The organism is Bacillus sp. NTK034 (assembly GCF_017303275.1).
In the GTDB taxonomy this organism is placed as follows: Bacteria; Bacillota; Bacilli; order Bacillales; family Cytobacillaceae; genus Cytobacillus.
The window spans coordinates 41,506-58,533 of the sequence record NZ_JAFKOJ010000017.1 but is presented as its reverse complement, the minus strand read 5'-3'; the positions used below and the strand labels follow the sequence as shown (position 1 = coordinate 58,533).

Annotated in this window: 18 protein-coding genes; 16 read left to right on the top strand and 2 right to left on the bottom strand. The window is 42.4% G+C overall.

Annotated features, from left to right (window positions below):
• Positions 1-399: 399 nt before the first annotated feature.
• Positions 400-603: a sigma factor G inhibitor Gin gene (locus JI665_RS27165; RefSeq protein ID WP_206845890.1), complete on the bottom strand. Its 204-nt coding sequence runs from the start codon at positions 601-603 to the stop codon at positions 400-402.
• Positions 604-869: 266 nt separating this feature from the next.
• Between JI665_RS27165 and JI665_RS27160 the strand changes: the two genes are divergently transcribed.
• The 10 genes from JI665_RS27160 (at position 870) to rsmI (ending at position 8,107) form a co-directional block, all read left to right on the top strand.
• Positions 870-2,306, top strand: a complete 1,437-nt coding sequence (locus tag JI665_RS27160; protein WP_206845888.1) for an aminotransferase class I/II-fold pyridoxal phosphate-dependent enzyme — start codon at positions 870-872, stop codon at positions 2,304-2,306.
• A gap of 20 nt (positions 2,307-2,326) precedes the next feature.
• Positions 2,327-2,953, top strand: a complete 627-nt coding sequence (gene tmk / locus JI665_RS27155) for a dTMP kinase (RefSeq protein WP_206845887.1) — start codon at positions 2,327-2,329, stop codon at positions 2,951-2,953.
• Positions 2,954-3,120: 167 nt separating this feature from the next.
• On the top strand, positions 3,121-3,450 hold the full coding sequence (locus tag JI665_RS27150; protein ID WP_009336682.1) for a cyclic-di-AMP receptor: 330 nt from the start codon (positions 3,121-3,123) through the stop codon (positions 3,448-3,450).
• A gap of 42 nt (positions 3,451-3,492) precedes the next feature.
• On the top strand, positions 3,493-3,933 hold the full coding sequence (locus tag JI665_RS27145; protein WP_206845886.1) for a YaaR family protein: 441 nt from the start codon (positions 3,493-3,495) through the stop codon (positions 3,931-3,933).
• 13 nt (positions 3,934-3,946) lie between these two features.
• Positions 3,947-4,954: a DNA polymerase III subunit delta' gene (gene holB / locus JI665_RS27140; protein ID WP_009336680.1), complete on the top strand. Its 1,008-nt coding sequence runs from the start codon at positions 3,947-3,949 to the stop codon at positions 4,952-4,954.
• On the top strand, positions 4,947-5,774 hold the full coding sequence (locus JI665_RS27135; RefSeq protein ID WP_009336679.1) for a PSP1 domain-containing protein: 828 nt from the start codon (positions 4,947-4,949) through the stop codon (positions 5,772-5,774). Before holB ends, JI665_RS27135 begins: the two co-directional genes overlap by 8 nt.
• Before the next feature lie 12 nt (positions 5,775-5,786).
• Positions 5,787-6,161 (top strand): DNA replication initiation control protein YabA, encoded by a 375-nt coding sequence (yabA, locus tag JI665_RS27130; RefSeq protein WP_206845885.1) that lies wholly within the window; start codon positions 5,787-5,789, stop codon positions 6,159-6,161.
• Positions 6,162-6,236: 75 nt separating this feature from the next.
• Complete coding sequence (locus JI665_RS27125; protein ID WP_206845884.1) at positions 6,237-6,977, top strand: tRNA1(Val) (adenine(37)-N6)-methyltransferase; 741 nt, start codon at positions 6,237-6,239, stop codon at positions 6,975-6,977.
• Complete coding sequence (locus JI665_RS27120; protein ID WP_206845883.1) at positions 6,967-7,251, top strand: GIY-YIG nuclease family protein; 285 nt, start codon at positions 6,967-6,969, stop codon at positions 7,249-7,251. The genes JI665_RS27125 and JI665_RS27120 overlap by 11 nt, the downstream gene beginning before the upstream one ends.
• A complete protein-coding gene (gene rsmI / locus JI665_RS27115) occupies positions 7,229-8,107 on the top strand; it encodes a 16S rRNA (cytidine(1402)-2'-O)-methyltransferase (protein ID WP_206845882.1) in 879 nt (292 codons plus the stop codon). The genes JI665_RS27120 and rsmI overlap by 23 nt, the downstream gene beginning before the upstream one ends.
• 50 nt (positions 8,108-8,157) lie before the next feature.
• On the opposite strand, the gene JI665_RS27110 is transcribed toward rsmI, so the two are convergent.
• Positions 8,158-8,442, bottom strand: a complete 285-nt coding sequence (locus JI665_RS27110; RefSeq protein WP_009336674.1) for an AbrB/MazE/SpoVT family DNA-binding domain-containing protein — start codon at positions 8,440-8,442, stop codon at positions 8,158-8,160.
• Between the two features lie 841 nt (positions 8,443-9,283).
• Between JI665_RS27110 and metG the strand changes: the two genes are divergently transcribed.
• The 6 genes from metG to yabG all read left to right on the top strand — a co-directional run bounded on the left by metG (position 9,284) and on the right by yabG (position 16,889).
• Positions 9,284-11,236 carry a methionine--tRNA ligase gene (gene metG / locus JI665_RS27105; RefSeq protein ID WP_206845880.1) on the top strand — a complete coding sequence of 651 codons (1,953 nt, stop codon included), beginning with the start codon at positions 9,284-9,286 and terminating at the stop codon, positions 11,234-11,236.
• Between the two features lie 214 nt (positions 11,237-11,450).
• Positions 11,451-12,218, top strand: coding sequence for a TatD family hydrolase (locus JI665_RS27100; RefSeq protein ID WP_206845878.1), 768 nt, complete (start codon positions 11,451-11,453; stop codon positions 12,216-12,218).
• Positions 12,219-12,873: 655 nt separating this feature from the next.
• Positions 12,874-14,067: a G5 and 3D domain-containing protein gene (locus JI665_RS27095; protein ID WP_206845906.1), complete on the top strand. Its 1,194-nt coding sequence runs from the start codon at positions 12,874-12,876 to the stop codon at positions 14,065-14,067.
• A 210-nt stretch (positions 14,068-14,277) separates the two neighbouring features.
• Complete coding sequence (gene rnmV, locus JI665_RS27090; protein ID WP_206845877.1) at positions 14,278-14,838, top strand: ribonuclease M5; 561 nt, start codon at positions 14,278-14,280, stop codon at positions 14,836-14,838.
• On the top strand, positions 14,831-15,709 hold the full coding sequence (rsmA, locus tag JI665_RS27085; protein WP_206845876.1) for a 16S rRNA (adenine(1518)-N(6)/adenine(1519)-N(6))-dimethyltransferase RsmA: 879 nt from the start codon (positions 14,831-14,833) through the stop codon (positions 15,707-15,709). Before rnmV ends, rsmA begins: the two co-directional genes overlap by 8 nt.
• Before the next feature lie 295 nt (positions 15,710-16,004).
• Positions 16,005-16,889, top strand: a complete 885-nt coding sequence (yabG, locus tag JI665_RS27080; protein WP_280516137.1) for a sporulation peptidase YabG — start codon at positions 16,005-16,007, stop codon at positions 16,887-16,889.
• Positions 16,890-17,028: the final 139 nt, after the last annotated feature.

Below are 17,028 nucleotides of genomic sequence, written 5' to 3'. Positions count from 1 at the left end.
GGGCTGTCCCCCTGTGAGAGTAGGACGCTGCCGGGCATATGAAAGAGCACCTGATGGGTGCTCTTTTTTGTGTGCTTGGATGAGTTACGGTACCCAATATTTTATTAGGACTCTTCTTTTTAATGGAAAATAGATATTTGCGTCACATCGGTCAACAAATGCGCCACTTTTTCATGATATGCGCCACTCCTTATTGCATCATCTTTTTAAAAGTCAAATCCGTTCTCACCAAAGATGGATTGTGCCAAAAGGTGTGATAAACTTCAATATATGCGAGATAAAATCGAATTCCTGCTAGATAAAAACAAAAACATATTAGATAAACTGCCCGCCATGCTGGCTGGGTAGGCCCAAGAAACCCGCATAAAATAAAAAGCCCCTTATCAAAGGGCTTACATTTTAAGAAAATATCTCCGGCATGGTTATTTTCCGCAGTTTCTTTAAGTAATAATTATATTTTGGATTGCTTGTATCCGTGGTGATTAAATCTTTTTCACAATCTGTGCAGATAAAAGAAGTGTATAGATGTATTCCCCTGGTTTTTTCCTGCTCGCATATGACACATTCTTCCCCTGCATGTTTTTTTGCTAATAGCGAACCCAATCACTCCACCTCCATACACTTATTCTGCCCAGATCAATGGTATTGTATACAATTTTTCGAATATTCATTGGCGGGTTTTTTGAGGTTACTTGATTAATATTGTATGATGGAAATCTAATTTGGGTGTATGTCTATAAAGGATTTCTTTCATAAATTTGCCTGATGATTCAGGGACTGGCGCAGATATCGCCCTCATGTTTCTTTTATAGCAAGCGTATACTTGATTTGTTAAAATAAGAGAAGAATCTTAGGAAAGTGATGAAGATATGAATCACGAACAGACTCCATTATGGGATCAATTAAAAAAACATGCTTCACATCAGCCGGTATCTTTTCATGTGCCGGGACATAAGAACGGTCAACTTTCAGGCGGTGAGGGAGCAGAATATTTTAAAGATATTTTAAAGCTCGATGCTACTGAGCTCAGCGGACTGGATGATTTGCATTCTCCTGAAGGAGTCATTTTGGAGGCGCAAAAGCTGCTTGCCGATTTGTATGGTGTTCCAAAAAGCTTTTTCCTTGTTAACGGATCGACCTCAGGAAATCTCGCCATGGTCATGTCAGCCGCAAAGGAAAATGAGACTGTACTTGTCCAGCGGAATTGTCATAAGTCCATTCTTAATGGCATTACATTGGCTAAGGCTAAGCCTGTCTTTTTAGCGCCTGAATTTAATGAAGAGTGGGGCGTTGCCGGGGGAGTAGCTTTAGAGACCGTTAAAGAGGCAATCAGACAAAATCCGGAAGCAAAAGCCCTTGTCTTAACCTATCCTAATTATTACGGAATGGTGTTTGACCTTGAAAGCATTATTGAGTACGCTCATAATCATGGAATCCCCATACTGGTGGATGAAGCACATGGAGCACATTTGATCGGGGGAAAAGATTTTCCTGCTTCGGCCGTTCAGCTTCAGGCAGATCTGGTTGTACAATCCGCACATAAGACTCTGCCTGCTATGACGATGGGGGCTTATCTGCATTTTAATAGCCATTTAATAAAGGAAGAAAGAGTGTCCAAATTTCTGGGGGTTCTCCAATCAAGCAGCCCTTCCTATCTCATTATGGCATCTCTTGATTTGGCAAGAGCCTATTTAGGTTCCTTTTCGGCAAAGGATGAGGAAGTACTGCTTGAAAAAATCAGGCAGTTCAGGAAGAAACTAAGTAAGGTAACAGGAATTAAAGTTTTGAATTTTGAACATCAAAACGGTGACCCTTTAAAAGTGACCATCCAGTCGGAAACCGTTCTTAGCGGGTTTGAACTGCAGATTCTTCTGGAGAAGCACGGGATTTTTACAGAAATGGCAGATCCAGATAATGTCCTATTTGTTTTGCCTCTTTTAAAAAAAGATATGGATTATCCATTAGAACGGGTTATTCACTGCTTGGAAGAAGAGTTGAAATCATATGGACCTGCAGACCGCCATGATAAAATCCCTTTCAGTAAAAGGCCTGTCTCTGGCCTTGCCCTGGAGCAAAAGGAACAAGAACGTCGCGCCATTAAAACGGTGGCTCTGGAAGAGGCCGCCGGCAAAATATGTGCACAGCAGGTAACTCCTTATCCGCCAGGCATTCCGCTATTATTCCCTGGTGAAATCATAGAAGGGGAAGACATAGCAAACATAAGATTTCAAATTATGGCCGGAGCACGGTTCCAAAGTGGGGAAAATATAAAAAGAGGCAGCATTCACGTTTATCAGGATGTATAACAGCAGCTGGAGGAAGTAAAATGAAAAAAGGTAAGTTTATTACGGTCGAAGGACCTGAGGGTGCCGGAAAAACAACGATTATTGATATGCTGGCAAGCAATCTGACAAAGGAAGGCTATCAGGTTCTTCAGACAAGAGAGCCTGGCGGAATTGAGATTGCAGAGCAGATCAGAAGTGTCATACTTGATAAAAATAATACAAAGATGGATCCAAGAACAGAGGCACTGCTATATGCTGCAGCCAGAAGGCAGCACCTGGCTGAAAAAGTAAAGCCAGCGATGGATAAGGGATTCATCATATTATGTGATCGGTTTATTGATAGTTCACTTGCTTATCAGGGCTATGCAAGGGGCCTCGGCGTTGATGAAGTATACTCTATAAACAGCTTTGCCATTGAAGGCATGATGCCTGAACTGACGCTGTATTTTGATATTGAACCGGAGGATGGGCTGGACCGAATCAATCAGCATAAAGGCCGGGAAGTGAACCGCCTGGACCTGGAAAAGCTCGACTTTCACCACAAAGTGCGGGAAGGCTATTTGAAGCTAATGGAGCTTTACCCGGAGCGCATCACTAAAATCGATGCATCGAGGCCAGTGGAGGAAGTGTATCAGCAGGCGGAGCGCAAGCTGAAAGAACTAATATAAAAATTCGCCTTAAAGATTATATCTCTTTAAGGCTTTTTTAATAAACTTGCTAGCCAGTTTTCAAAATAATTTTTCCGGTATTCCCTTAATTTCTGCTTGAAGATAAAATAATTGATATAATAAAAGTAAGATAAAACGGATCAAAAACTTGTAAAGGGGATGGGCTTATGAAATTAATTCTGGCAGTCATTCAGGATCAGGACAGCAATAAGCTAATGAATGCGTTGGTTGACAATAATTTTCGTGCGACAAAATTGGCCAGCACGGGCGGATTCTTGAAATCAGGCAATACAACGTTCATGATTGGGACAGAGGATATCCGTGTGGAGAGAGCCCTGCAGATAATTAAAGAAAATTGCAGAGCTAGAGATCAGCTGGTAGCACCTGTATCGCCAATGGGCGGAAATGCGGATTCTTATGTGCCTTACCCTGTAGAAGTCGAAGTTGGCGGTGCGACGGTATTTGTCCTGCCGGTTGAACAATTCCACCATTTTTAATAAATACAAAGGGAGCTTAATACCCTTTGCGGAGGATTAGGTATGAAAATTAATCAGGAACTTCGGCTCAAGATGGAAAATGTCCGCAATGAGCAGAAGCAGGCGGCCGGAAGCGGCGTTAAATTTTCTGAAATGGTACAGAAGCAGGACCAGAAAATGCAGGCTTCTCAGCTTCAGGGTCTGTTGAAGGATATAGATGCCGCTGGAGAACGGCTGGCGCGCTCCAGAACCTTTAAGGATTTAGCCAAATTTAAAACGCTTGTGAAGCGGTTTGTGAAGGAAGCCGTTGACTTTGGGATGGAGCTGAAGCAATCGCACAGCTGGAACCAGCATGGACAGGGCCGGTCTCTGAAAGTAGTAGAAACGGTTGATGAAAAGCTGTCAGAGCTGACGGATGAACTAATGAAAAAAGAAGAATCATCTATCGATATACTGGGGAAAGTCGGCGAGATTAAGGGACTTTTAATAAATATATATATGTAAGTGAGTGATCATTGTGGGAAAAACGTGGGAACAGCTGGAGGTCATACAGCCAGTTGTATTGAAAATGTTTAAAAATAGCATAGAGAAGGATCGGCTGGCCCACGCCTACTTATTTGAAGGGATGAAAGGAACGGGAAAGCGGGAAGCAAGCATGCTTTTGGCGAAAAGCCGATTCTGTCTTGAGCCGCTTGATGGGTATGTTCCATGTGAAACATGTTCAAACTGTAAGAGGATCAACAGCGGCAATCACCCTGATGTTCATATCCTTGAGCCGGACGGGCTTTCTATCAAAAAAAGTCAGATTCAAAGCCTGCAGGAAGAGTTTTCAAAGACCGGGGTGGAATCTAAACGCAAGCTTTATGTGATTGTACATGCTGATAGAATGACAGTTAACGCTGCCAACAGTTTGCTTAAATTCCTGGAGGAACCCCATGCAGAGACGACCGCTGTGCTTATTACCGAGCAGTCGCAGCAGATGCTTCCTACTATTCTATCCCGCTGCCAGACCATTTCTTTTAAACCATTATCTCCTGCAGAAATGATTCAGCAATTAAAAAATAATGGAGTGGATCCTGCCCAGGCACCATTACTTGCACAAATTACCAATAATTTGGATGAGGCTTTGCAATATAGTTCTGATGATTGGTTTGTACAAGCACAAAAAATAGTGTTAAAATTATATGAAGTGGTGAAGAAGAATCCGCTTGAGGCGATGGTTGCCCTGCAGGAGGATTGGTTCTTGCACTTTAAAGAAAAAGAGCAGATTGATCGCGGCTTGGATCTATTACTTCTTATTTTTAAAGATTTACTATATATTCAGCTTGGGAAACAAGACCAGGTTGTCCATCTGAACGAACGAAATCGTTTAGAGCAGTTTGCACTGCAATCTTCTACAAAGCGTCTGACGGAACAGATGACGGCTGTTTTGGAAGCCAAAAGAAAATTACAGGCAAATATGAATCCGCAGCTGTTGATGGAACAGCTTGTGTTAAAATTGCAGGAGGGATCTTCCTTTGTATGATGTAGTAGGAGTGCGCTTTAAAAAAGCGGGCAAGATTTATTATTTTGATCCCGGAGATCTCTCAATACAAAAGGATGACTTTGTCATTGTCGAAACTGTCCGAGGCGTAGAATACGGAAAAGTGGTAATTGCCCCGAAGCAGGTCGATGAACATGATGTTGTCCTCCCATTAAAAAAGGTTCTTCGTATTGCAGATCAAAAGGATCGCATGATTGTCGAGGAGAACAAGCAGGCGGCCAAGGAAGCATATGAGGTCTGCTGTGAAAAGGTCCATACACATCAGCTTGATATGAAGCTGGTCGATGTTGAATATACATTTGACCGAAATAAGGTCATTTTCTACTTTACGGCTGATGGCCGGGTTGATTTCCGCGAGCTTGTCAAAGACCTCGCAGCCATCTTCCGGACAAGGATAGAACTTCGCCAGATTGGTGTGAGGGATGAAGCAAAAATGCTGGGCGGAATTGGCCCATGCGGAAGAATGCTCTGCTGCTCCACTTTCCTTGGTGATTTTGATCCTGTATCCATCAAAATGGCAAAGGACCAGAATCTATCGTTGAACCCAACGAAAATATCAGGATTGTGCGGACGCTTAATGTGCTGCCTGAAGTATGAAAATGATGAGTACGAAGCAGCAAAGGAACAGCTTCCGGACCTTGGGGAATGGATTCAGACCCCTGATGGAGCTGGAAAAGTGGTAGGCTTGAATATATTGGAGCGTGTTCTGCAGGTTGATGTGAAAGAAGCGGAGCGCGTCCTCGAATATACACTGGATGAAATTTTAAAACAAGGTGCTGTATCAGTTCAGTCCACAGATTAAGAGGTGGAAGTCGTGGATAAAAAAGAAATCTTTGACTCAGTGAGTAATATGGAAACCCAAATTGGAGAGTTATATCAGCAGCTTGGTGAGTTAAAGCAGCATTTGGCAGAAATACTTAAAGAGAATAACTCTTTGAAGCTGGAAAATGAACATTTAAGACGCCATTTAGACATATCTGCGGAAAAGGAAAGCACATCGGCGAAAAAAGGCAAATCAGAGCAGTCTGCCGATGCTGCCGATGATGATAAGGTAATTGATATTGGAGAGGGCTATGATAACCTTGCCCGCCTTTATCAGGAAGGGTTTCATATTTGCAATCTCCATTTCGGCAGCCCTCGAAAAGAGGGAGACTGTCTGTTTTGCTTGTCTTTCCTGAATAAGAAGTAAATTTTAGCCTTCCTGATGATGGGAAGGCTATTTTTCCATAGAAGCAAAGAATCAGAGAAGCATGGAGGATCAAGAATGGATTTTTTAAAAGAAGGGGAACGTCTGGACTATTTGCTGGCTGAAGATATGAGAATTATTCAAAGCCCGGCCGTTTTTTCTTTTTCACTGGATGCTGTCCTGCTGGCCCGGTTTGTATATGTGCCGATTCAAAAAGGCAATCTCATTGATTTGTGCAGCGGAAATGGCGTGATACCGCTTTTTTTAAGCACAAGAACAAAGGGGGCCATTACAGGCGTAGAAATTCAGGAACGTTTGCATGATATGGCGGTCAGAAGCATTGAATACAATAAGCTTCAAGAGCGGATTAAGATGATTCACGGAGATATTAAAGAAATACATCAGGTTTTAGGTTATGGAAAATTTGATGTTGTGACCTGCAACCCGCCCTATTTTCCTACACCTTCCCGGGAGGAAATCAATGAGAATGAACATTTGGCGATTGCCCGCCATGAAATTCTCTGTACACTGGAGGACGCGATTAAAGCGTCAAGCGGGCTGGCGAGACAGGGAGGCAAGGTGGCATTTGTGCACAGGCCGGGCAGGTTCCTGGATATTGTCACGCTGATGCGCAAGTATAAGCTTGAGCCGAAAAGGGTGCAATTCGTCTATCCGAAGGCCGGAAAAGAAGCGAATACCCTGCTGATTGAGGCGGTCAAAAACGGAAATCCGGACCTGAAAATCCTGCCTCCTTTATTTGTATATAATGAAGAAAATGAATACACATCTGGAATGAGAGAGATTTTATATGGAGAATAGCCATTATTTTTACGTTCTCCATTGCCGTGATGGCAGCTTGTACGCGGGCTATACCAATGATCTTGAAAAACGGGTGAAGGCCCATAATGAAGGAAAAGGGGCGAAGTATACAAGAGGCAGAGGGCCGGTGGACCTGGTCTTCTTTCGATCCTTTTCTGAAAAGGGCGAAGCGATGAGAGCCGAATATGAATTTAAGCAATGGCCCCGGAAAAAGAAAGAAGAGTTTTTAATGAAAGAGGCTGGTGGTACATATGTGGCAGCAAAAAAGCTTTGAACACGAAGAAACAAAAGGAATCCTTTATTTAGTCCCGACTCCGATCGGCAATCTGGAAGACATGAGTTTCAGAGCAGTTAGGATTCTGAAGGAAGCTGACTTTATTGCGGCGGAGGATACGCGCAATACGAAGAAGCTCTGTAATCATTTTGATATTGCAACACCCATTATCAGCTATCACGAACATAATAAGGAGGCAAGCGGGCAGAAGCTGCTTGACAAAGTGGCCAATGGCGCAAAGATTGCCCTTGTCAGTGATGCAGGAATGCCTGCGATTTCAGACCCGGGCTTTGATCTTGTAGTGGCGGCTGCTGAAGAAAAGCTGACAGTGGTGCCCCTTCCTGGTGCGAATGCTGCCCTGACCGGCCTGATTGCTTCCGGCATTGATACACAGCCCTTTTATTTCTACGGTTTCCTGAACAGGCAGAAGAAACTGAAGAAACAGGAGCTGGAAAATCTCTCGAAGCTGAACGCAACCATCATCTTATATGAAGCTCCCCACCGCCTGAAGGAAACCCTCTCGCTGATGTCGGATATTATGGGGAACAGGAATATCGTGTTATGCCGCGAACTGACGAAGAAATATGAAGAATTTATCCGGGGAACTGTAGCAGAAGCAATGGAATGGGCCTCAAATGGAGAGGTAAGAGGAGAATTTGTGATTATTATTGAAGGAACTTCCGAGGCTGTGCAGGATGAAGAAACAGCTTGGTGGGAGAATCTTTCGGTTGAAGATCATGTTAGACATTATATAGAAGAAACTGGACTATCGAGCAAAGAAGCCATTAAGCAAACGGCAAAAGACCGGGGAATAAATAAGCGGGATGTTTATCATGCTTATCATATTGAGGAATAAGGCAGCTAGTAAAAAAGCTTCTCACACGCGTGAGAAGCTTTTCTTCATTATTATTTTGCTAATTCAAAAGTGTTTTGAATTTCTTTTAACAGCTGTTCTGCACCGTCACGGCTTAGAATTAATTTGCCGTTTGCTAATGAGATATTTTCATCAGATACTTCCCCAGTAACTTGGCAAGTCATGTTTGGCTTGTACTTTTTAAGGATGATTCTTTCGTCATCAACGTAGATTTCCAAAGCGTCCTTTTCAGCAATTCCAAGTGTACGTCTTAATTCAATAGGGATAACTACGCGGCCAAGCTCATCAACTTTACGAACAATACCTGTGGATTTCATAATAAAAGTCTCCTCTCACATCTCCAATAATATTTTTCTCTATCTATGTTGTTTCGTCATTATTCGACAAAATCTTTATTACATTTATAATACCAGCCATTCCCATATACGTCAATTACTTTATTTTGAATTAAAATAGAAAATTTTAGGATATAAGTTGAAGGGTTGATATAACAACGTTTTTTAAGAAATTAAGAAGGTTTAATATAGAAAGGAGGAAGAACCAAACAAAAATTAGTAATATGACTCTTTTCGACATTTCGACAAAATTCTACAATATTTATACTTTTACTATAATAATATTCGAAAGTTAATTTCCTTTTTTAGGGTTAGTAAATAAAAAAATTTAATTTAAGAAAAATCCTGCCATCCCTTTCTGCCTATTGGTTGCACAATTTCAAGTTTTTAGGTATATTTTGATGGTATAAGAGGTTATGCTGACGAATATAACTTCTTGTAAAATATTGATTTAGCAGGCCCAAAACGGCACGATTTTCTGATTAATACTCTCGTCCAAATTGGGCGGGATTTTTTTACAGAGATAAGAAAGTATAACTTTGAACTTCGATAACTGTCTAGCTCCAGCGCCTACCCCCTCGAGGTCACAAGCCAAGCCTCCCAAAAAGGTAAAGAACACCTTTCCGTGAGGCTCGTCTTGTGCTTGAGGCCCCCAGGATGGGGGTCATGCAGACGTTGCCACAGGACGTGGAGTTTTTAGTCTGCGTTCCATCGTGACCAAGGCGCTTGCGCTTTTCTTAGTATCCATTATGAGTCAGACAAAAGCATAGCTGCATATATATATGCACCCCATGCTTTCTTAAAAAATGAGGGAGGGAATCTTGTGGAGGACAAATTAAAGACGTTTTATTTAACCACTCCAATTTATTATCCTAGCGGAAATTTACATATAGGGCATGCCTATACAACTGTTGCCGGAGATGCAATGGCACGCTACAAGCGCATGCGCGGCTTTGACGTTATGTACCTGACAGGTACGGATGAACATGGACAGAAGATTCAGGAGAAGGCAGAAGAAAAAGGGGTAACACCGCAGCAGTACGTAGATGAAATTGTCGCCGGCATCCAGGATCTCTGGAAGAAGCTCGATATTTCCTATGATGACTTTATCCGTACTACTCAGGACAGACATAAGCAGATCGTAGAAAAAATCTTCGCTCAGCTTGTAGAACAGGGTGACATTTATCTTGGCGAATATGAAGGCTGGTATTGTACACCATGTGAGTCTTATTACACAGAACGGCAGCTTGTAGATGGAAACTGCCCTGACTGCGGACGTCCCGTTCATAAAGTAAAAGAAGAATCCTATTTCTTTAAGGTAAGCAAGTACGCTGACAGGCTTCTGCAGTATTATGAAGAAAACCCATCTTTCATACAGCCTGAATCCCGTAAGAATGAGATGATCAATAACTTCATTAAACCGGGTCTCGAGGATTTGGCGGTATCCAGGACCACTTTTGACTGGGGAGTGAAAGTGCCGAATAATCCAAAGCATGTTGTTTATGTATGGATCGACGCACTATCAAATTACATCACAGCGCTTGGCTATGGAACAGATGATGATTCCAAGTATCTGAACTATTGGCCTGCCGATGTACACCTGGTAGGGAAGGAAATTGTGCGCTTCCATACAATTTACTGGCCAATCATGCTGATGGCATTGGATCTGCCTCTTCCTAAAAAAGTGTTTGCTCATGGCTGGCTTTTGATGAAGGACGGCAAAATGTCCAAATCAAAAGGAAATGTAGTGGATCCTGTTACCCTTATTGACCGATATGGTCTTGATGCTCTTCGCTATTACCTGCTTCGCGAAGTGCCATTCGGCGCAGACGGAGTGTTTACGCCAGAAGGTTTTGTGGAAAGAATCAACTTTGATCTTGCCAATGATTTAGGAAACCTTTTAAACCGGACGATTGCGATGGTTAATAAATATTTTGACGGTGTCATTCCGGCATATAAAGATTCAGACGGAGAGTTTGACCAGCAGCTGCTGCAAATGAACCGTGAGACGGTTTCCAAATATGAGGAAGCTATGGAAAAAATGGAGTTCTCTGTTGCCCTATCTGCAGTTTGGCAGCTTGTCAGCAGAACGAATAAATATATAGATGAAACGCAGCCTTGGGCTCTTGCCAAAGAGGAAGAGAAAAGAGAAGAACTTGCGAGTGTAATGGCTCATCTGGCGGAATCCCTGCGCAGAATCGCAGTGCTTCTGCAGCCATTCCTGACACGTACGCCAAAAGAAGTATTCTCACAGCTGAATATAAACGAAGAAGCATTAACATCCTGGGAAAGCCTTGAAACATTCGGCCTGATTCCTGAAGGCACAAAGGTATTAAAGGGAGAACCGATTTTCCCTCGCCTGGATATTAATGAAGAAGTCGAGTTCATTAAAACCAAAATGCAGGGATCTGCTCCTAAAGTGGAAGCAAAAGCAGAGGAAAAGCCGGATAGTGAGGAAATCACAATCGATGACTTTATGAAGGTCGATTTAAGAGTGGCTCAGGTCATTCAGGCTGAACCGGTGAAAAAAGCTGATAAGCTCTTAAAGTTACAGCTTGATCTTGGCTATGAAAAGCGCCAGGTCGTTTCCGGGATTGCCAAATACTATAAACCGGAAGACCTGGTCGGCAGAAAAGTCATCTGCGTCACAAATTTAAAGCCTGTTAAACTTCGCGGTGAGCTTTCAGAAGGAATGATTTTAGCAGGAGGAAAAGACGGAGAACTTTCACTTGCCACAATCGCTGAATCCCTTCCATTGGGTGCAAGGGTAAAATAATATTATTTATTTCTCCTGTTTAAAATAAAAACATAGAAGTGTTAAGCGTATACCGTGGGCATTTCTATGTTTTTTATTTTTGGAAAAAAATATTCTTAAAAAGTAATTTTAGGTGATTTTATTTAATTCGAACCATTTTGTTATCACATTATTTTTGTTACATGACTGACATAATAGTAATAGAAAAATAATATGGAGAAAAAGGAGTTTTTTGATGTTTTTCGACACACACGCACACCTTAATGCCGAACAATATAACGAGGATTTACAAGAGGTGATTGACAGGGCCCTTGATGAAGGAATTTCCAACATTGTGGTCGTTGGGTTTGACCGTCCAACTATTGAGAAAGCGATGGAGCTGACTGAGAAATACGATTTCATCTACGCAAGTGTAGGATGGCATCCGGTTGATGCCATCGATATGACAGAGGATGATCTTCAGTGGATTGAAGAGCTTTCCAGCCATCCAAAAGTGGTTGCACTGGGAGAAATGGGCCTGGATTATTATTGGGACAAGTCTCCAAAGGATATTCAGCAAGAAGTCTTCCGAAAGCAGATTCGTCTTGCGAAAAAAGTTAAGCTTCCCATCGTTATCCATAACCGTGATGCGACAGCCGATATAGTCGAAATCCTTAAGGAAGAAGGAGCGGGAGAAGTAGGAGGCATCATGCATTGCTTTAGCGGCAGCCCTGAAATTGCCAAAGAGTGTGTGGATATGAACTTTTTTATTTCACTTGGAGGTCCGGTGACATTCAAAAATGCAAAAAAGCCAAAAGAAGTAGCCGATGTTATTCCACTTGAAAAGCTATTGATTGAAACAGACTGTCCCTATCTTACTCCTCATCCATTCAGAGGAAAACGGAATGAACCTAGTTATGTCAAACTAGTTGCAGAACAGATTGCAGAAATAAAAGGACTTTCGGTAGAAGAAGTTGCACAAGCAACCACAGAAAATGCAAAAAAATTATTCGGCATAAACTGATATCTCTTTTTGTCGAAACCTGTGGGAGCTTGTCCAAATTTTTTCTGATTCTAAAAAGTTCTACATGTCTCTTTCTTCTCATAGGATAACCATGTCGATAAGTCTCTCTTTCCTTTATCCTGTTTTTTTTGCATAATAGGAAATACGTTTACGAGAGGGCTTGCCATTTACTAGAAAAGCGGAAGCTAGAAAGTTCGAAAAAGTGCTGTTCCAGCACCCCTGCCGATCGAGCGGAAGGCGTTTGCTGCAAGTTGAGGAGCGTGACAGATAGAGAACCGGCAGTCTGAAAACTTGAGGTACTTCCGGAAGTGCTCCCGCTTGCTGAACGCCTGATCGGCAGAAAATAAGGGATTACCAAAAGGACGTAAAATCCCTAAATCAAAAAAAGAAGGATTTTTCAGATGAGTGTGGAAAAGTATAAATCCAAGGCAAGCATCATCGAAAACGGGGCATTTGCAAGAAGGCATGCATAGAGAGGAGCTGTCTTTCATACATAGAGATAGAGTGCAGTTCTATGGATTCAGGCAATCATAGCCCAATGCCTGCATTCACCAGCCTTTCGGAAGCTGGAAAATTGAAAGAGTTGACAGTCGGCAAGATACTCTATATAATCACTCCGAGAGAAAAGGAGGCGTTTTTCATCGTGATTCAAAACATGAAAAACCTGTTATCCAAGTCTTTGAGTAAAAAGAAATTGGCCATTTTTTCTGCTAGTTTAGTAGTCTTTGCTGCTGCCTGCGGTTTCATTGCATATGAAACGACAAAGAAAACAGTAGCACTGACGATAGATGGCCAAGAGAAAGTCATCAAAACGCATGCATCAACGATTCAAGATATATTCGATGATCTAGATATTTCACTTCGCTCAGAAGATTATGTGTTTCCCTCGGTAAACACAGAGGTTAAGGACAATACAGAAATTGTCTATGAACCGGCTAAACAGGTGAACGTTGTAACAGATAACGAGAAGAAAACGATTTGGACGGCTGCAAAGACGGTCGGAGACGTTTTAAAAGAACAGAATATTACTCTGACTGAACATGATAAGGTTCAGCCAAAGCCAGAGGATAAAATTAAAAGCAACCTTGAAATTCAAGTAGAGAAAGCATTCGCTTTAACGCTTAATCATGGCGGCAAAGAGAAGCAGGTTTGGTCAACTTCGACTACGGTCGCTGACTTTTTATCACAGCAGGGAATCAAGATTAATGATTTAGACCGTGTTGAACCAAAGTTGGAAGAGACAGTCAAAGCCGATGACATCATAAAAGTCATTCGAGTTGAAAAAGTCACCGATGTAGTGGAAGAACCAATTAATTTCGCAGTTGTGACAAAGAAGGATAATAGCTTGGCTAAAGGCACTGAAAAGGTGATGAATGCTGGAAAAGAAGGCCTAAAGACGAAAGAATTTGAAGTCGTCCTGGAGAATGGCAAAGAAGTTTCCAGAAAGCTGATCAGTGAAAAGCAAGTGAAAGAAAAGCAGGATAAGGTAGTAGCTGTCGGAACAAAGGTGGCTGCAGCAACACAGGTGGTTTCCCGCGGAACAAGCAGCAAGGCGAGCGGAAAAGAAATATATGTATCATCAACAGCCTATACGGCCAATTGCAGCGGATGCTCAGGCAGAACTGCTACTGGCTTGGATCTGCGTGCCAATCCGGGTGCTAAGGTAATAGCTGTTGATCCAAGTGTCATTCCACTTGGAACGAAGGTCTATGTTGAAGGTTATGGCTATGCCGTTGCAGCAGATACAGGCGGTGCTATTAAAGGCAACAAAATCGATGTATTCTTCTCCTCCAAATCAGAAGCTTACAAATGGGGAAGAAAGACCGTAAAGATTAAAATATTGAATTAATTTTTATTGATGCAGGGGCTTTCCCTGCATTTTTTATTTCCTTGCAGAGAAGGTTAATAATTAACATTTTTCATTTCTCAGCTGCATCATATATAATAAGAACTATTCTTTATTACTATATTCTTCTTACATCTATTTAGACGAATTACATTACAGAAATGTTTCAATTTTTTTTCATTTTTTTTATATTTTATTTTTCATGGAGGAAGTATGAAAATCAAAGAAATTATCGTTGTTGAAGGCAAGGATGATACAGCGGCGATCAAAAGAGCCCTGGATGCCGATACAATTGAAACCAATGGATCTGCCATAAATCAGGAAACCATTGAAAAAATAAAGCTTGCCCAGAAAACTAGAGGGGTAATCGTATTCACAGACCCGGATTTTCCTGGCCAAAAAATCCGGAATACGATCACCAATGATGTACCCGGATGCAAGCATGCCTTTATAGAAAAAGCGGATGCCCTCCAAAAGCATGGCAGAGGAGTGGGCGTTGAGCACGCATCGCCTGAAATGATCCGCCAGGCATTAAAGGATGCCCAGGTTATGCAGGAAACATATGAAGAAACCATTACCCAGGAAGACCTGGTAACCGCAGGCCTGATTGGCGGAGAAGGCGCCAAGGAAAGAAGAGAAAAGCTTGGCAGACTTCTCAAAATCGGCTACACAAACGGCAAGCAGCTTCATAAGCGCTTAATGATGTTTCAGATCAGCCAGAAAGATTTTGCTGAGGCAATCGAAGCTATTCGCAAGGAGGAACAAAATGCATAAAGATATTGCAACGCCAGCCAGAACACGGGCGATTTTGGATAAATACGGATTTTCTTTTAAGAAAAGCCTGGGACAGAACTTCTTGATCGATACGAATATTCTCCGAAGAATTGTCGATCATGCAGATTTAAAGGAAGAGTCGGGCGCCATTGAAATAGGACCTGGAATTGGGGCATTGACTGAACAGCTGGCCCGGAGAAGCAAAAAGGTGCTTGCTTTTGAAATTGACCAGCGGCTGCTCCCTATTTTAGAGGAAACGTTATCGCCATATTCCCATGTATCCATCATCAATGAAGATGTATTGAAGGCAGATGTTAAGACAGCGATTGAACGGGAGTTTGAGGGCTTTGATGATATTATGGTTGTCGCCAACCTTCCGTATTATGTTACAACACCGATTATCATGAAACTGCTCGAGGACAAGCTTCCGATCAGGGGAATCGTCTGTATGCTCCAGAAAGAGGTAGCAGACAGAATTTCAGCCCGTCCTGGGACGAAAGAGTACGGCTCACTCTCCATTGCTGTCCAGTACTATACAGAGGCTGAAACGGCCATGATCGTGCCGAAGACGGTCTTTGTTCCGCAGCCGAATGTGGATTCAGCCGTCATTAAACTGACGAAGCGCAAAGAGCCTGCAGTGACGGTGAAAAGCGAATCCTTCTTTTTCCAGGTGACAAAAGCAAGCTTTGCACAAAGACGCAAGACTCTGCTGAATAATTTAACAAGCCAGCTTCCTGGAGGAAAACAAAAGAAGGAAAAGATTCTCTCCGCTCTTGAACAAGCCAATGTCGAGCCTGGCAGAAGAGGGGAAACTCTATCCATCGAAGAATTTGCCCGATTGAGCGATGCCCTGCTGCCGCATTTTTCGTAAAAAATGAAGCCCTGCTGAAAACAGCGGGCTTTTTTTTTGCCTCAAATTATGAACGGCAATAACTGGCCAGCACCACAAGGAACTCCTCGTCAGCCTTATCATTGCACGGCTATAGCATAGCTTTTAAGATGAATGCTGCCCCCTCGTGAAGTCGGGAGCCGGCAAGGCGCTTCCGCTTTTCTAATTCTACGCACATGTTTATAGACGAATGCATAATTTATGACATAAATAATAAATCACAAACAATAGATCAGAAGCAGCCCGTGTTTACCCTCGGGCAATTGGAGTGACGACATTGACTGTAAATACGATGGATATCGTCGGAAGAATTTCTTATCACTGTGATATTTTATTCCGCGTAATTGATATTAAAGAACAGGGCGGCAAAAAAATGGCCGTATTATTCGGAGAGGATATTCGTCTAGTTGCGGATGCTCCCTGTGAGGATTTAATCGTCATTAACCAGGCGCAGAGGATGAAGCTTGAGCAGGAGTATAGGTCGCTTGAGGAACAGTCCTTCCAGCTTTTCAGGCAGGACCTCGCTCTATTGAGGGAGAAGCAGGAGTATGAGGTGACTGACGGCTACAGCAAGACGCTTAACTATTTTCAGATACCAGGCAGGGTGCTTCACCTGGATGGTGATCCTTCTTATTTAAAGAAATGTTTAAGTGTCTATGAAAAAATAGGCATACCCGTAACAGGAATCCATTGCAATGAAAAGGAAATGCCGATGAAAATCGGACAGCTCATCGATCATTACAGGCCTGATATTCTGGTTGTAACAGGTCATGATGCATATTCGAAGGCAAAGGGGAAAAAATCGGATATCAATGCTTACAGGCACTCCAGGGAGTTTGTACAGACAGTGAGGGAAGCACGCAAAAAAATACCGCACCTTGATCAGCTTGTCATTTTTGCCGGAGCATGCCAGTCCCATTTCGAGTCGCTGATCCATGCGGGTGCCAACTTTGCCAGTTCTCCTTCCAGGGTGAATATCCATGCCCTTGACCCTGTATACATTGTTGCGAAAGTCAGCCTTACTCCATTTATGGAAAGAATCAATTTATGGGATATTTTAAGAAATACATTAACAGGTGAAAAGGGGCTCGGAGGAATAGAAACCCGGGGAGTACTGAGAACAGGAATGCCTTACAATGACGATGATTTAAACGAATCCTAATCAGCAGGCCGTTTGCGTTATATAGCGGCTTGTTTTTTTATGCTTTTCCCCTGGAAACAAGAATTTATTAAGTTTTTTCGAGGAATTTCGCGCAATGTTATTCGACTATTTCCCAGGTAATGAAGTGCAGTCTTATAAG

Coding starts and splice junctions, on each gene's coding strand:
- JI665_RS27160 (WP_206845888.1), top strand. CDS start 870: ATGAATCACGAACAGACTCCATTATGGGATCAATTAAAAAAACATGCT.
- tmk (WP_206845887.1), top strand. CDS start 2,327: ATGAAAAAAGGTAAGTTTATTACGGTCGAAGGACCTGAGGGTGCCGGA.
- JI665_RS27150 (WP_009336682.1), top strand. CDS start 3,121: ATGAAATTAATTCTGGCAGTCATTCAGGATCAGGACAGCAATAAGCTA.
- JI665_RS27145 (WP_206845886.1), top strand. CDS start 3,493: ATGAAAATTAATCAGGAACTTCGGCTCAAGATGGAAAATGTCCGCAAT.
- JI665_RS27125 (WP_206845884.1), top strand. CDS start 6,237: ATGGATTTTTTAAAAGAAGGGGAACGTCTGGACTATTTGCTGGCTGAA.
- JI665_RS27120 (WP_206845883.1), top strand. CDS start 6,967: ATGGAGAATAGCCATTATTTTTACGTTCTCCATTGCCGTGATGGCAGC.
- rsmI (WP_206845882.1), top strand. CDS start 7,229: ATGTGGCAGCAAAAAAGCTTTGAACACGAAGAAACAAAAGGAATCCTT.
- JI665_RS27110 (WP_009336674.1), bottom strand. CDS start 8,442: ATGAAATCCACAGGTATTGTTCGTAAAGTTGATGAGCTTGGCCGCGTA.
- JI665_RS27100 (WP_206845878.1), top strand. CDS start 11,451: ATGTTTTTCGACACACACGCACACCTTAATGCCGAACAATATAACGAG.
- JI665_RS27095 (WP_206845906.1), top strand. CDS start 12,874: ATGAAAAACCTGTTATCCAAGTCTTTGAGTAAAAAGAAATTGGCCATT.
- rnmV (WP_206845877.1), top strand. CDS start 14,278: ATGAAAATCAAAGAAATTATCGTTGTTGAAGGCAAGGATGATACAGCG.
- rsmA (WP_206845876.1), top strand. CDS start 14,831: ATGCATAAAGATATTGCAACGCCAGCCAGAACACGGGCGATTTTGGAT.